A 15,250-nucleotide genomic window follows, 5' to 3' on the forward strand; every position below is an offset into this window, starting at 1 on the left:
TTGTACAAATCTAGCCGCCTCAAATCTGGAATTAAAACGAAGTTTGTTTATGAGATATAACATTTGGTTATAACTTGAAGTTTTGCCGCAAACAGAATTGCAGAAACTGGTTGGGCGTACCGGCAAGGCCTCCATATAAATGGGTAAAATAGAAATAACGTTCTATTGTCAATTGTGGAATATCAACAATGGTCAATAGATTATTTAACACTTCTTTTTGCACTGTATGAATAGATAAAAAAGCAAAGCTGTTGCGACGAGCAAGGTAGCCTTTGATACTCTCTGTTGAAGGCAAGATCATTTCTATCTGTACTTCGGATAGATTAATGCTTTTATCTTTTAGTGCATTCTCAATAATTGTTCGTGTACCTGAGCCCTGCTCGCGTAGTACCAAAGGTAAGCGCGTGATATCGGATAATATTGGATTTTTTAATTGAGCTAATAGTGGGTTTTGGCTATTTGTGACCAGAACTAGCTCATCCTTCATAAAAGGAATGTATTTCAGCGCCCGGTTGTCGGTAGACCCCTCCGTGATACCTAAATCCAATGTTTTGTCGATAAGCTGCTCCTCAATACTGCGGCTATTGGATTGAAAAGACTGGATACGGTTGTTGGGATATTGGGATAGAAAATCGGCAAGCAGAGCAGGTAAAACATATTGGGAGATGGTTGTGCTGGCTCCTAAGACCAGATTTCCTTTTCGCACTTCCTGCAACTCCTGTATTTCTTGGCCCGCCTGATTATACAGATTGATAATCTGTTGGGCATATTTATAGAGAATTTGACCTGAATCGGTTAAATTAAGATTGTTGCCCTTTCTTTCGAAGAGTGGTACGCTAAGTTTCTTCTCTAGTTCTTGGATGTTTTTGCTTACGGCTGGTTGTGAGATGAAAAGGGCCGAAGCCGTTTTGGTGAAATTAAGGTGCTGAGCCGCAGTGTAAAATACAATTAAACGAAAATCAAAATCCATAAAACGATAAAGGGTTATTTCTAAAATTTAAAAATAACCCTTTATCTAATGAAAAACTAAATTATTTGCTTAGTTCCGCGTAATATTTATGAAATAAAGGAATTGTTGATATTCCCATAAGGTAATTCTCAATACCATACTTTTCATTGGGAGAGTGTAGGTTGTCACTATCTAGTCCGAAGCCTAAGAGTACAGTCTTTAAACCCAATACTTCTTCAAAAAGAGCGACGATTGGAATTGAACCACCACCACGCGTTGGGATAGGTTTAACACCAAAGGTGTCATGTAGGGCTTTTTCTGCCGCTTTGTAAGCAACACTGTCGGTCGGTGTGACGACAGGTTCACCACCATGATGAGGTTTAACTTCTACTTTCACATAATCTGGTGCAATAGATTCAAAATGTTTTTTGAAACGCTCCGTAATACGGTGAGAGTTTTGGTTTGGTACAAGACGCATTGAAATTTTTGCATTCGCTTTTGAAGGCAATACTGTTTTGGCGCCTTCACCGATATAACCACCCCAAATACCATTTACTTCTAAGGTTGGGCGAATACCGGTGCGTTCTAATGTTGTGAAACCCTTTTCTCCCCAGATATTTTGGATACCCAGGTCAGTTTTGTATGCTTCAATGTCAAAAGGTGCTTCATTTAATGCTTTACGTTCTTCAGCCGTCAATTCGACAACATCATCATAAAATCCAGGGATAGCGATATGATTATTTTCGTCATGTAATGATGCAATCAGTTTTGCTAATATCGTCGCCGGATTGGCTACTGCTCCACCATATACGCCGGAGTGTAAATCTCTATTAGGCCCTGTAACTTCAACTTCAACATAAGAAAGTCCACGTAAGCCAGTTTCTAACGATGGTTGAGCCATGCTGATCATCGATGTATCGGAAATAACAATAACATCAGCTTTCAGTCTTTCTGTATTTTCTTTAACAAATGTGCCCAAATTGACTGAGCCCACTTCCTCTTCACCCTCAATCATAAATTTGATGTTGCATGCTAATGCATCATTTTTAATCATGTATTCGAAGGCTTTTACATGCATATAAAACTGACCTTTATCATCGGCAGAACCACGTGCATAGATTTTGCCATCACGGACCGTCGGTTCGAAAGGAGGGGTATCCCACAACTCGTATGGATCAGCAGGTTGTACGTCGTAATGACCATATGTCAACACTGTAGGAAGTGCCGGATCGATAATTTTTTCTCCATAAACGATTGGATTACCAGCGGTAGGACAAACTTCTACATTGTCGGCTCCGGCTTCACGCAATTTCTGAGCAACAAATTCAGCAGTTTTTTCAACATCTCCTTTAAATTTAGGATCGGCACTTACTGATGGTAAACGCAATAAATCAAACAACTCATCCAAAAAACGTTGCTTGTTTGCTTCTACATATTCTTTAATGTTTTGCATATTGTTTGTGTTTGAAACAAATTTACACAAATCGAGACATTTAACTCAATTTGTTGTAACCTTTTCGGGAAAGGCTGCGACTAATGTAAAAACTAATTCAAATAATTATGGAAAAGCAATCAGTAGGGGCCATTTTAGGAATCGGACTATTTACATGTATCACGTTGTGTGTTTATTTTATTATGCGGTATCGGAGTGTGGCTGTACAGATTCCAGGTGAAAATAAGAAAAGAGAGTCACTAGATTGGCAAAAGCCCGGGATTTTAGTACTTGGTATAGGAATAGGATTATTCATTGTGGGAATTTTGGACAACTACATGAACACTGATTTGCCAGATTCACTTGCTGTCGCAATTTTGATTATTTCTGCGGGTGTTGCAATGATAATTGCTAACCGATTGGATAAAAAACGCGATATTTAACCCGCCAATGGATGAAATCTATATTCGAAAAGTTCTATCAGGCGATGTGGAATCCTATCGTTATTTTATAAAAACGTATAAGGATATGGCATTTTCTGTCGCTCTTTCTATTGTAAAGGAAGAGCATTTGGCAGAAGATGCCGTTCAGGATGCATTTATAAAATGCTATCAATCGCTGTCTTCCTTTAAAGGGAAATCGAAATTTAGTACATGGTTTTACCGAATTGTTGTGCATGTTGCTTTTAATGCCATTCGTCATAAGAAACTGGAGTTGGTCAATTTTGATCTATCCCACCATGACATGTCGCATGAAGATTCCGTATTGGATGAAATAATCGATCACGAAAGAAAAGAAATGATCAACGATGCACTCACTATTCTGCCCGCTCGCGAGTCTGTTGCATTACGGTTGTTCTATCTCGAAGAACAGTCGATGGATGAAATTAAAGAGATTATGGGCTGGACATTAGCGAATACCAAAGTGATCTTGCACCGGGCCCGTAAAAATATGCAGATCATTTTAAGTCAGTTAATTAAAAAAGCAGAGTATTATGGATAAGGAACAGGAAAAATTCAAAAAAGTTATGCAAATGAGTAAAATAGAAATGCCATTTGACGATTTTGAACAACGTATCATGAACGGTATCGCTGCGCTCGAGAAAGATAAAGAGAGAGCCCTGTCAAATAAAAAGTATGCGATTACATTTTTTCTTCTTGGGACTGTTTGTGGCATGATGTTCAATAATTATCTGATGGCCAAAATTCAAGTTGCAGACATTGCCCCGGATCTTAAAAATTATAGTGAGATTGGTGGCCAGTTATCTTTTGCTGTTTTGATATGCTTTTTCTGTCTTCAGTTGTGGCGTTTGATCAATATGCAAGAGAAGAGGCATTATCAGGTATAGTGAAGATCTTTTGTATGAATACATCGGATCTGAGCTGCTGTAAAAAGGACCTCTTATTTTGCTCGAAAGGGGAACTATGAACCAAAATCCATTTTTTAAGAAATAAAATTAAATTTACTGTAACAAAACATTGGTTTTATCTACTAATGTTATATTGATATTAATTTACTATCCAACAATTTTATGAAAAGAGTTTTACAAATTCTCTTATTTTTCATTTTTGCTATTCCTGGTTTGGCTTTGGGCCAATCCAAGATTGCTGGAAAAATAAGTGATGTAAAGGACCAACTAAAGTTATCAGACGCAACAGTTATGCTGTTGACCGCTAAAGATTCCATATTAACAGGCTTTACGAGATCTGATGAAAATGGTCTGTTTGCCTTAGCCAAGCCCGATACAGGAGCTTACGTGCTGATTGTGAGTTATCCCAAGTATGGCGATTTTTATACAGAGATTCAATCTGGCGTGGATTACTCCAAATTGGCTATTGGCCTAACAAATACAGCCACATTATTACAAGAAGTCATCGTTACTGGACGCATCCCAATTACAATTAAAGGTGATACCACAGAATATGATGCCGGCAGTTTTAAAGTTGAGAAGAATGCCAAGGTTGAAGACCTGTTGAAAGCTTTGCCTGGCATCACGGTTGATGCATCTGGAAAGATTACTGCACAAGGTAAAACAGTCAAAAAAGTATTGGTAGATGGTGAGGAATTTTTCGGTGATGATCCGACACTGGTGACACGAAATATCCGATCGGATATGGTGGATAAAGTTCAGGTATACGAGAAAAAATCCGAGCAGGCAGAGCGAACAGGAGTGGATGACGGTCAGCGTGAGCAAACGATCAATGTAAAGCTAAAAGAAGGCTCTAAAAATGGCATGTTCGGAAAAGCGCTTCTTGGCGGTGGAACCGACGACTATTATATGGGGCAATTGATGTTGAACAAGTTTAAGGGATCGCAGAAAATATCAGTTTATGGGCTTTTCGGTAATAATGGTACCACGAGTATGAACTGGCAGGATGCACAAAAGTATGGTGGTGATTCAGGTGTTTCCTATGGTGATGACGGATCAATGAGCTGGTCTAATTTTACGGATCCTTTTTCTGGACAAGGGGTTATTGGTGTACCTAAGGCTATAAATTCGGGCGTTAACTTCTCGGATAAATTTGATAAGGATAAACATACAGTCAACATTAACTATAAATACGGAAGATTGAGCAGCGATGGAAATGATGAAACGATTACGACCGGTTTGATCAATAACAAATCAGTGAAGAATGTAGATTCTGAAAATGACCAGCATCGTGCGAATCTGAAATATGACCTGAAATTAGATTCGTTAAATCTCTTAACCATACGAGGCGGGGCATCAAGAAAGAATCTTTGGTCAGATAACAAGCGTGAGGCTTATCAGTTCGGCCAAAATGCAGATACAACTATTGCTGAGAATACGCGAGAATTGGTGAAAAATAATATCAACGAGTTCAATTTTAGTACTTATTTTACGCACAAATTCAAGAAAAAAGGACGTTCTTTTACATTTGATGGTCAATGGAAAAGAAATGAGATGAAAGGTACTGGACATTTAAATTCCGACCTGAGAAATTATAGCTTAAAAACAGACTCAACTACAGATCAAAGTAAGGTGCGTAACAATACAAGTGACGTGCTAAGCGCTTCAATTTCTTATACCGAACCTTTATCCAAAATTTGGAATATTGTTGTGGGAACAGGAATTGAGCAAAGTAATAGTAGTTCCATCGTGGAGTCTTTCAATATTGATGGAGCCGGAAATTATACTCAATTGGATCGTCGTTTCAGTAATAACTACGATTTTGATAGAAGCAGCAATAGGTACAAATTGGCTGTAGTTCATACAACTGAAAAATTTAAGTTCACTGTGGCTAATAATTTCAATAATGACAAATTGAAACAGTTCAATAACTATACAAGCGAGGGGATTACAAGAAGTTACTTTACGTATAATCCAAATGTAAGTGCAGGTTATTCCTTTACAAAAACTAAGGGGTTATGGATGAACTATACCGGTAAAAATCAATTACCTTCTTTAAGCCAGATCCAACCGATCTTGGATAACTCAGACCAGATTAATCGCTATTTGGGAAATGAAAACTTAAAACCATCATTTAGAAACTCATTAAATCTGAATTATAATTCGTTCCGTGTGTTGACCGGAAACTATGTTTATGTCGGTGGTAATATCTCTACCGAAAAGAACCCGATTACGCAGAATATTGATACCCTAAAAGGGATTAATACATATACTTGGAATAATGTTGATGGTAAGACAAATACTTCCCTGAATGTGTGGTCCGGAGTTTATTTCAAGCTGAGCAAAAAACTTGGCCTGTCCAACTCGCCACAGTTTTATGTGAATATGAGTGATAATTATAATATGTTCAATCACCAATTGAATAAAGTAAATACGACGAACTTTAATTTTACGTATAATTTCAAGAGAGATACCAAGACAGGTTTAAATTTTGACCTGAATTTTAGTCCACAATATCGTTTGATGAAATCAAGTTTGGAACGCAATACCAACAGTAATGGTTTTGTTTTCGCTTCCAACGGAAGTGTGGAGTATTTTTTCAACAAAACATTTAAGGTTTATACCAATTATACCTACTCCTACGAGGCGGCCACCAAAGCTTTTGATGAGAAGTTTGAGCAGTTTTTGTTGCATCCAGGTGTAAGCAAGAAATTCCTGAAAAATGAATCGTTGGTGTTGGATTTTATGATCAACGATGTTCTTAACCAGAACAAAGGCTTTAGTCGTTCGGCATCGACTTCTGTCTTTACCCAACGTCGATATGATACGATACGCAGATATTATATGCTTAAACTATCATGGGATTTTACAAAAATGTTTTTATAAAATATTAAGCGAAATACAATGTTAAAATATATCTTTTTTCTCTTCTTCTGTTGTTCAGCCTTAGGTCTTAAAGCACAGTATACATTGTTTGGTCGATCGGGAACTATTTCCTACGATAAGACGATGTATATGAAGAATATCGTAAGTAAAAAATTCATCGCTAAGGCCGATGATAACTCAAAACAGTTTTTTGAGCGTATAGTACCGAGATTACCAGAAAGTGCCGTGTTAAAGAAGTCAATGAAATTCAATACTACGGAAACTTTGTTCGAGTCGGTAAAAGACGAGAGCCTGGATGCAGAGATTAAGCAGTATATTATGATGCTTGCGCTAGACTTTGATGCAGCAACACTTTCAAATATGTCCAACCGATCCTTTTTGAGATACAACGATATCGTAGGTGAAAAAATCATCGTTCAGGATTCCATGAAGCGTATCAAATGGAAAATCACAGATGAATACCGTGAGATCGCTGGCTACAATTGCAGAAGAGCCAATGGTATTACCCCGGACTCCATTTATGTCATTGGATACTACTGCAATGAAATTCCTATCAGTGGCGGTCCAGAGTCCATCAATGGTCTTCCGGGAATGATTTTAGGCTTGGTTGTACCTAGTCAGCACGTTTCTTATTTTGCAACAAAAGTTGAACTCAGCAACACAGTTGTGATGGACAAAAAGAAATTTGAGAATACGAAGGTAAAACGAATGACAAGAAAGGCCATGACAGATCAGATTACAGGTGTGCTGTCTCAACACATGAATAAAGAAACTGTTCAATTTATTATGGAACTTGGCAATTTATAAAGATCACAGCATGCTGTTCACATAATATGTTGTGTATTTCTAACTGTTTAGATAAAAAAGCTCTTCTTTTGAAGAGCTTTTTTTATGATTTTTAATTTGTATTAGGTTGTTAATCAGTGTTTTGTTTTGTTTTTGAATGTCTTTTTATTACGTGTATTTTTTTTGAGATAAACTTAAATTAACTGAAACAAAATATTAGTTTTGTGCACGAATTTTATTATTTATATAATTATATACTATCCAAACCATATTATGAAAAGAGTGGGGCAACTACTTTTACTTATTTTATTCTGTTTCTGCGGAATAGTTCATGCTCAATCCCGGATTGAAGGAAAAATCACTGATGTAAAAGATCAGCTTAAGCTGCATAATGCAACAATTATGTTGTTGACAGCTAAAGATTCCATTTTGACCAATTTTGCCCGTTCGGATGAAAATGGTAAGTTCTCTCTTGAGCGGCCTGATACTGGACAATATTTTATCATTGTAACCTATCCGAAATACGGTGAATATTACGCGGAGATCCTGCCAGGGCAGCATTACAGTAACATGTCTATTGGAATGACCAGCAGCGCAACCTTGCTGGAGGAAGTCATTGTTATGGGACGGGTGCCCATTAGTATCAAGGGTGATACAACGGAATATGATGCTGGAAGTTTTAAAGTGGAAAAAAACGCCAAAGTTGAAGATTTGTTGAAAGTATTACCTGGGATTACCGTCGATGCCTCTGGAAAGATTACTGCCCAAGGAAAAACAGTGAAGAAAATGCTTGTTGACGGGGAGGAGTTCTTTGGTGACGATCCCATTTTAGTAAGCCGGAATATTCGTTCTGATATGGTTGATAAAATTCAGGTCTATGAAAAGAAGTCTGATAAGGCTGAGAAAACAGGGATTGATGATGGTGAACGTACACAGACAATCAACGTGAAGTTAAAAGAGGAAGCTAGACGTGGAATATTCGGCAAAGTGGATGTTGGTGGAGGTAGTGATAAATTCTACGCTGGACAGGGCTTTTTGAACTATTTTAATCAATCGTTTAAAGCTTCGGCTTATTTGATTGCAAGTAATACAGGCAAGAGTGGGCTCAGTTATGAGGAAGTATCAAGCATGGGGGGAGACTACGATAGAGGCGATAATTTTAATGGTGAAGGTATTCCTAAGTCCTTGAATACGGGATTTCTATATTCAGATAAAACCGCTAACAAAAAACATGCTTGGCGGATCGACTATAAGCATATCCGATCCGATGTTGATTTGGATCGCAGCGTGTTCACACGCAATGCGGCACGCGACACGATATTGACTAGCAACAGCAGCACGTTGGCGTCAAATGAAAACAGAAAGCATAATATTGGTTTGAAATATGAATTTAAGGTCGATTCCATGTCGGATTTAACGGTTTGGGCAGGTGCAAACAAAAGGCATGATAATAGTTCTTCAGAGACACAATCAACTACTGTTAATCAATTTGATCAAAAGATCAACGATAACATGCGAAAGTTTAAGAACGATTCTAGGTCAGAACAGTATAATGCCTCAGCACTCTATGTAAGACGTTTTAAAAAGAAAGGCCGTTCGTTATCATTCAACTATTTTACATCGGGCAATAAACAGGATGGTGAGCAAGATTTGTTTTCTAAACTTAGATTTTACAAAGAAGGGAATGCTGAAAGAGATTCGACTCTCGACCAGAAGAAATTTGTTAAAAATAGCTCTTTTTCCACTGGGGGTGAATTTGCTTATTCCGAACCGCTTTCAAAAAAGATTATCCTTTCTTTCGAATATGGATTGAATCTCAACAGAAATAACAACGCAGTTAGGTCTTTCGATAAAAATCAGAATACCGGTACTTTTGATAGGCTAGATAGTTTGTATAGCAATGATTTCTTATATAAAACGATAAAAAACACCTATAATTTCGCAATTAATTACAAGCCCCTAGAAAAGCTAGTGGTCAATGTCTCGAATAAGTTCGAAAATAGTAATCTGTCGCAATTAAACCGTATGGAGAATTCGAGACTTTCACGATCATTTTTTGTATATAATCCGGTGGTTGATGTTAATTATGAAATACAAAAAAATAAATCGATCAATTTGGAATATCAGGGTACCAATGGTTTGCCCTCTTTAAATCAGATCCAGCCACTGCGGTCAAACTTGGATCCGCTGAATGAATATTTAGGTAATGAAAATTTGAAACCATCTTACACCAATAATTTGAACCTAAGCTTTAGAACCTATTCTGTATTGGAAGATAAGTTTATAGGTGTCTTTTTAAGTGCATCACGTACAAACAATGCATTGGTGCAAAATACAACGATTGATTCACTGGGTAAAACGACCTTTGTTTGGGGAAATTTGAATCATAATAGCAATAATCAAATTAGCATCAGGCCAATGTTTTATGGCAAGTTATGGAAAAAATTTCAATTGAGACATGGGGGAGGACCATCCGTATCTTTCAGCAACAATTATAACTATGTCAATACTGTTTTGGCGAATGCCAAGGTGCAGCGTTATGGGGTAAATTATGGTCTACAGCGATCGACTACCAAAGGCTTGGACTTTGGTATTGAATTGTCCCCAGGCTATCTTATCCAAGATAATTCTATTGGCGCAATGGAGGATAGTAAGGGATTTACGTTTTCATCTGAAGGAAACCTAAAGTACTTTCTTCCGGCTAAATTTATTGTGCGGGCAGATTTTAGCTACAATTATCAGGCTCCTACAGCGGTGTACAGTAAAAAATTTGAACGATTTGTGCTGAGTCCCGCATTATCAAAAAAATTCCGAAAAGATGAAAAGTTGGAATTGACCTTTATGGTTAATGACCTCCTCAAACAGAATGTGGGTTTTGACAGAAGTCAAAACGGGACACTATTGACCGAACGCCGATACAACACAATCAGTAGATATTATATGGTTAAGCTGACTTGGGAAATAAATAAAATGCTCGTAAAATCGAAATAAAATGAAAGATATCAAAAATTTACTCGTCTTATTGCTGCTCTTTTTTTGGGGAGCCACAGCTTTTGGACAATATGCTTATTTTCCTACGCAAGGAACAATTACCTATGACAAAACCGTGTTTCTTAAAAACCTGCTCAAACGTTATGCAACCTATGCAAAAGACGAGGATACACGTAACTCGATCAAAGAAATGATGGAGCAGACTCCCGAAAATCAGGTGCTGAAAAAGAAACTGACATTTTCCAATGATGAGGTCCTCTATGAACATATTACTGAAGAGTATTCGGATGTTGTTAGCGGGCTGATGCGGTCTGGAATTTTTGAGTCAGGGATAAGTGGCTATCAAAATTTGAAGAGTAAAGCATTTAATTCTGTCTTTGAGTTAGGAGGGGAACGAGTTGTCGTGGCAGATTCGACATTAAAGATCAAGTGGAAAATCACGAATGAATACCGTGAAATCGCAGGTTATCCCTGCCGAAGGGCCAATGGACTTGTATTGGATTCCATCTATGCCGTTGCTTTTTATACGGATCAAATCCCTGTTTCGGGAGGTCCTTCGGCCTTTAATGGACTACCGGGGATGATCCTTGGTTTGGCGGTTCCAGAGCTGCATTACAATATGTTTGCAACGAAGGTTGAGTTGGGAGCCGTAAACCCTTCATCGGCAACCTTGTTAAAGAAGAAAGATAAACCCTTGACCAGGCAGCAGGTTTATGATAAACTGAAGGCCTCTTTCGGTGATTACCTGGGTATTAAGATTTACAATTTGGTGATGGCCTGTACATTTCTGTAAAAGCCAACAAAAAAGGCCTTTCATTTGAAAGGCCTTTTTTATGTTTAACTTCGAAAAAACTATTTTCCGTCGTTTTTCTTAGCAGTAACTTCGTTACGAAGTTCTTGTGCTAAGGTTTTGATTTCTTGTAATCCTTTACGTACACGTGTACCAGCTGCAGAATTACCATTGTTGAAGAACTTGTCTGCATCAGCTTCGATAGAAGCTACTAACTCTTTTAATTTTACGTAGTTTTCCATTTTTTTATAATTATAATTTTAGTTTTTATGGTTTTTCCTAAACACTCCTTAAATATACAAAAACGAATCAAATAGAAAATAAATTTCGTTTTTTTTTATCGAAAAAGCTTAAAAAAAACTATTCAACAATCTTAAGTTCGTCAATAATGTTGGTTGCTCCTGCAAATTTATCGATGATAAATAATACATAACGGATATCAACTGAAATTGTACGTTGTAGCTTGTGGTCGAAGATCACATCACCAGCCATAGCTTCAATATTACCATCAAAAGCTAGGCCAATTAATTCGCCGTTGCCATTTATTACTGGTGAACCTGAGTTTCCGCCTGTTATGTCGTTGTCACTTAGGAAGTTCACTGGTAAATATCCTTTCTTGTCGGCATAACGACCGTAGTCCTTATTATTGTACAAATCCATCAAACGTTGTGGTAAATCAAACTCTTCGTCGCCCTTTTTGTACTTCGCAATAGTGCCTTTTAACGTCGTGTAAAAGTTTTTGTCAGCGTCATTACGAGGATCTTGTGGTAGGCCTTTGATCGAACCGTAAGTTAAACGTAACGTACTGTTCGCATCTGGATAGAATTTACCTTTTGGATTCGACGCTAATACCCCAGCGACATATTTACGATAAGCACCTTCAAATTTGTCGTCTTGTGTTTTCCAGCTAGGATCTACTTGACGGTATCTGTTAAGTAAGGCCGAAGAAAGTTTATACAATGGGTCATTGGCTAAAATTTCAGCGTTAGGGTTCTCCAGGTAATTGTTCAAACGTTCAGCAGAAGCGAAGATGCTGTTCTTCACAGATTCTTTGACATAAGCCGTAAAGTCACCATTATTTTTAGCAGCCAATTCTGCAATATATGGTGCAATATTTCCTGCTTTTTTAGCATAAAGATTCAATTCGTCAATCAATACTTGCTCTTCAAGCGGCATGTACATTTTTTCATAACCTGCATCGATGGCAGATTTTAAACGAGGAAGAATAGCATTTCTTCTTGCTTCATCTCCAGCAGTATATACTTCTAAACCTGATCCAATTGTGTTCGGTAAAGCTGCAATTGCACTAGAACGCAACATGCCCATTAAATAGTTGTCATGTCTAGCTTTCTCGTTTGTCGAAGCATAAAATTCGTTGATTGTTTTGATGACATCACCGTATTCTGCTTTGTTTGCAGCTTTATTTGCCCATTTGTCAAATTTAGCTTCGTCTTTTGCTTTAGATTCTGCAGTTTTATGTAATGTCAAAGCATCAATCATTCCTTGACGGTTTTTCCAGTAATTAGCTACCTGAGAGTATTTTGAAGCGTAGTTCAATTTTACAGCTTGGTCTTGATCCATGAATTTTTTCATGGCATCCATACCTGTTTTAGAAGCTTCTACCCAAGCTGGATAAGCGAATTTAACATTCTGATTGATTCCTCCAGCGGGCATCCAACGATTGGTACGACCTGGATAGCCTAAGATCATCGCGAAATCTCCTTCTTGAACACCTTTTAAGCTGACAGGTAGGAAATGTTTAGGTTTCAAAGGCACATTATCTTGTGCATACTCTGCTGGATTACCATTTTTATCGGCGTAAACGCGGAAAATTGAGAAATCTCCGGTATGACGTGGCCATTCCCAGTTATCCGTATCACCGCCAAATTTTCCAATGCTATTTGGGGGTGTTCCTACCAAACGGACATCATTGTAATCTTGGTATACAAAATAATAATACTCGTTGCCTTGGTAGAATGATTTTACTTCAACCACATATTTACCATTTTCGCTATTCTCTTTTTGAATTTTGGCAATTTCAGCAGCAATGATTTTTTTTCGTTCATCTTCAGCCATTTTGTTGTTGACCAAACCTAAGATTCGTTTTGAAACATCATCCATGCGCACAAAAAAGCGAACCGACAAAGATTTAGGCTTTAACTCTTCATTTTTGGATTTGGCCCAGAAACCATTTGTTAAATGATCATTTTCTGGTGTAGAAAGTTCAGCAATAGCACCATATCCACAGTGATGGTTGGTGAATACCAAGCCTTGATCAGAAACGATCTCAGCAGTACAGCCACCATTGAATTGTACGATTGCATCTTTTAAGCTAGAGTGGTTAATGCTGTAGATTTCTTCGGCACTTAAGCGAAGCCCTTTTTTCTGCATATCTGACTCATTCAGACGCTTTAGATACATTAAAAACCACATTCCCTCATCGGCAAATGCAGCAAAGCTTGTTGTGATGAACAACAAACACATCCATAATTTTTTCATATCAACCTGATAAAAAGTTTGTTTATACCCTACAAAAATGCTTTAATTCTCTTAAAAACCAAAATATTAGACTTTATAATATGCTTTTTACCAATTTTTATGTCAATTGAAAGTAAATGTGTACCGTATTGGTGGTCAAGGAAAGTCAAATGGACTCTTTTCCTTATCTTTGCAAGATGCAGCAATCATTTGAAAATTTTAAATTCAATAAACAGATCTTAAATGCGATAGCGGAGGCGGGGTATCAACAACCGACTGAGATCCAAGAAAAGGCAATTACGCCAATATTGGCCGGGCAGGATGTGATGGGAATCGCTCAGACGGGAACTGGAAAAACAGCGGCATTCGTTTTGCCGATGCTGATGAAGCTAAAATATGCTCAGGGAAATGATGCGCGTGCGTTGATTTTGACACCAACGAGAGAATTGGCCATGCAGATCGAAGAAAATATTAAGTTGTTTTCTACTTATCTTGATTTGCGTTCAGTGGTACTTTATGGTGGATTAGGACCAAAAACTCAGATAGAAGCACTCGAAAAAGGAGTGGATATTATCGTGGCAACTCCAGGTCGATTTTTAGACTTGTACCTCGAAGGGCACATTGTTGTCAAATCACTCAAATTTTTGGTCTTGGATGAGGCCGATAAGATGATGGATATGGGTTTTATTAGTAAGATCCATCGTGTACTTGAAATTGTGCCACGCAAACGTCAGAACTTATTGTTCTCAGCAACAATGAGTGAGCTTGTTCGCAAAATTGCAGGTGATTTCTTAGCGTTTCCGACCATTATTGAGGTGTCCGAACAAGCTACACCAGCCAAGACGGTAAGTCAGGCGCTATATGTTGTTCCCAACCAAAAGACAAAATTGAATTTACTTCAACATCTCTTGAAAGATGATGAAGCATTTAGTCGACTGATTGTTTTCTGTAAAACAAAGCAGGTAGCAGATAATGTCTTCCACTTTTTGGAACGTAAATACGGTAAAGATGAGGTTCGTGTTATTCATGCCAATAAAGGTCAGAATACACGTATCAACTCCATCAATGCGTTTAAGGAAGGGAATATTCGTATTTTGGTCGCAACGGATGTGGCGGCGCGAGGGCTTGACGTTTCTAATGTAAGCCATGTGATCAACTTTGAAGTACCTATTGTTATAGAAGATTATGTGCATCGTATTGGACGTACCGGGCGAGCTTTCAATGAGGGGGATGCTATCACGTTCTGTAATGATGCCGAGAAATATTATGTTCGCAAAATCGAAAAATTGATCAAGCAAAGTATTCCTGTCTACGCACTACCAGAGGATGTTTTTATAGAGAAAACACCCTTTCATGAAAAACAGGATATTGCACGAGAGATTGATAATCAAAAGCGGAAAGATGATCCAGATTTCCAAGGTGCTTTTCACGAGAAAAAATACGTTATCAAACAGAAAGAAGTGCGGGAGGCACAACGAGCTTCCGGATTTAAACCAAAAGCAAAAAGTAAAAGTAAGTCTGCAGGCGGAAAATCGGGAGGAACAAATCGTAATTTTAAAAAACGTTAAT

12 protein-coding genes are annotated in these 15,250 nt (G+C 37.8%); 8 read left to right on the forward strand and 4 right to left on the reverse strand.

Going from position 1 to position 15,250, the window contains the following annotated elements:
• Positions 1–67 precede the first annotated feature (67 nt).
• Positions 68–970, reverse strand: a complete 903-nt coding sequence (locus L1283_RS23035) for a LysR family transcriptional regulator (protein ID WP_286896784.1) — start codon at positions 968–970, stop codon at positions 68–70.
• Between the two features lie 61 nt (positions 971–1,031).
• On the reverse strand, positions 1,032–2,402 hold the full coding sequence (locus L1283_RS23040; protein WP_286851573.1) for a dipeptidase: 1,371 nt from the start codon (positions 2,400–2,402) through the stop codon (positions 1,032–1,034).
• A 107-nt stretch (positions 2,403–2,509) separates the two neighbouring features.
• On the opposite strand from L1283_RS23040, the gene L1283_RS23045 reads away from it, so the two are divergent.
• The 7 genes from L1283_RS23045 to L1283_RS23075 all read left to right on the forward strand — a co-directional run bounded on the left by L1283_RS23045 (position 2,510) and on the right by L1283_RS23075 (position 11,206).
• Positions 2,510–2,824, forward strand: a complete 315-nt coding sequence (locus L1283_RS23045) for a hypothetical protein (RefSeq protein ID WP_145327816.1) — start codon at positions 2,510–2,512, stop codon at positions 2,822–2,824.
• Between the two features lie 7 nt (positions 2,825–2,831).
• On the forward strand, positions 2,832–3,383 hold the full coding sequence (locus tag L1283_RS23050) for an RNA polymerase sigma factor (RefSeq protein ID WP_088160282.1): 552 nt from the start codon (positions 2,832–2,834) through the stop codon (positions 3,381–3,383).
• Positions 3,376–3,729 (forward strand): hypothetical protein, encoded by a 354-nt coding sequence (locus L1283_RS23055; RefSeq protein ID WP_286851575.1) that lies wholly within the window; start codon positions 3,376–3,378, stop codon positions 3,727–3,729. The genes L1283_RS23050 and L1283_RS23055 overlap by 8 nt, the downstream gene beginning before the upstream one ends.
• 183 nt (positions 3,730–3,912) lie before the next feature.
• Complete coding sequence (locus L1283_RS23060) at positions 3,913–6,636, forward strand: outer membrane beta-barrel protein (protein ID WP_429626476.1); 2,724 nt, start codon at positions 3,913–3,915, stop codon at positions 6,634–6,636.
• Between the two features lie 18 nt (positions 6,637–6,654).
• Positions 6,655–7,443: a GLPGLI family protein gene (locus L1283_RS23065; RefSeq protein ID WP_286851578.1), complete on the forward strand. Its 789-nt coding sequence runs from the start codon at positions 6,655–6,657 to the stop codon at positions 7,441–7,443.
• A 252-nt stretch (positions 7,444–7,695) separates the two neighbouring features.
• Positions 7,696–10,413 carry an outer membrane beta-barrel protein gene (locus tag L1283_RS23070; RefSeq protein WP_286851579.1) on the forward strand — a complete coding sequence of 906 codons (2,718 nt, stop codon included), beginning with the start codon at positions 7,696–7,698 and terminating at the stop codon, positions 10,411–10,413.
• Position 10,414: 1 nt separating this feature from the next.
• Positions 10,415–11,206, forward strand: a complete 792-nt coding sequence (locus L1283_RS23075; protein ID WP_429626478.1) for a GLPGLI family protein — start codon at positions 10,415–10,417, stop codon at positions 11,204–11,206.
• Positions 11,207–11,265: 59 nt separating this feature from the next.
• On the opposite strand, the gene L1283_RS23080 is transcribed toward L1283_RS23075, so the two are convergent.
• Together L1283_RS23080 and L1283_RS23085 are read right to left on the reverse strand one after the other, a co-directional pair.
• Positions 11,266–11,445: a histone H1 gene (locus L1283_RS23080; protein WP_070562307.1), complete on the reverse strand. Its 180-nt coding sequence runs from the start codon at positions 11,443–11,445 to the stop codon at positions 11,266–11,268.
• A gap of 118 nt (positions 11,446–11,563) precedes the next feature.
• Entirely contained in the window at positions 11,564–13,702 is a 2,139-nt protein-coding gene (locus L1283_RS23085; protein WP_088160287.1) for a S46 family peptidase, read from the reverse strand.
• Between the two features lie 176 nt (positions 13,703–13,878).
• Here L1283_RS23085 and L1283_RS23090 point away from each other — a divergent pair, with 176 nt between their 5' ends.
• Positions 13,879–15,249, forward strand: a complete 1,371-nt coding sequence (locus tag L1283_RS23090) for a DEAD/DEAH box helicase (RefSeq protein WP_088163450.1) — start codon at positions 13,879–13,881, stop codon at positions 15,247–15,249.
• Position 15,250 lies beyond the last annotated feature (1 nt).

The sequence above is a fragment of the Sphingobacterium sp. HSC-15S19 genome, from assembly GCF_050433745.1.
Lineage (GTDB): Bacteria > Bacteroidota > Bacteroidia > Sphingobacteriales > Sphingobacteriaceae > Sphingobacterium > Sphingobacterium siyangense.

What these genes read in the sequence shown, in the direction of transcription:
- L1283_RS23035 (WP_286896784.1), bottom strand. Translation starts at nt 970, where the DNA reads ATGGATTTTGATTTTCGTTTAATTGTATTTTACACTGCGGCTCAGCAC.
- L1283_RS23040 (WP_286851573.1), bottom strand. Translation starts at nt 2,402, where the DNA reads ATGCAAAACATTAAAGAATATGTAGAAGCAAACAAGCAACGTTTTTTG.
- L1283_RS23045 (WP_145327816.1), top strand. Translation starts at nt 2,510, where the DNA reads ATGGAAAAGCAATCAGTAGGGGCCATTTTAGGAATCGGACTATTTACA.
- L1283_RS23050 (WP_088160282.1), top strand. Translation starts at nt 2,832, where the DNA reads ATGGATGAAATCTATATTCGAAAAGTTCTATCAGGCGATGTGGAATCC.
- L1283_RS23055 (WP_286851575.1), top strand. Translation starts at nt 3,376, where the DNA reads ATGGATAAGGAACAGGAAAAATTCAAAAAAGTTATGCAAATGAGTAAA.
- L1283_RS23060 (WP_429626476.1), top strand. Translation starts at nt 3,913, where the DNA reads ATGAAAAGAGTTTTACAAATTCTCTTATTTTTCATTTTTGCTATTCCT.
- L1283_RS23065 (WP_286851578.1), top strand. Translation starts at nt 6,655, where the DNA reads ATGTTAAAATATATCTTTTTTCTCTTCTTCTGTTGTTCAGCCTTAGGT.
- L1283_RS23070 (WP_286851579.1), top strand. Translation starts at nt 7,696, where the DNA reads ATGAAAAGAGTGGGGCAACTACTTTTACTTATTTTATTCTGTTTCTGC.
- L1283_RS23075 (WP_429626478.1), top strand. Translation starts at nt 10,415, where the DNA reads ATGAAAGATATCAAAAATTTACTCGTCTTATTGCTGCTCTTTTTTTGG.
- L1283_RS23080 (WP_070562307.1), bottom strand. Translation starts at nt 11,445, where the DNA reads ATGGAAAACTACGTAAAATTAAAAGAGTTAGTAGCTTCTATCGAAGCT.
- L1283_RS23085 (WP_088160287.1), bottom strand. Translation starts at nt 13,702, where the DNA reads ATGAAAAAATTATGGATGTGTTTGTTGTTCATCACAACAAGCTTTGCT.
- L1283_RS23090 (WP_088163450.1), top strand. Translation starts at nt 13,879, where the DNA reads ATGCAGCAATCATTTGAAAATTTTAAATTCAATAAACAGATCTTAAAT.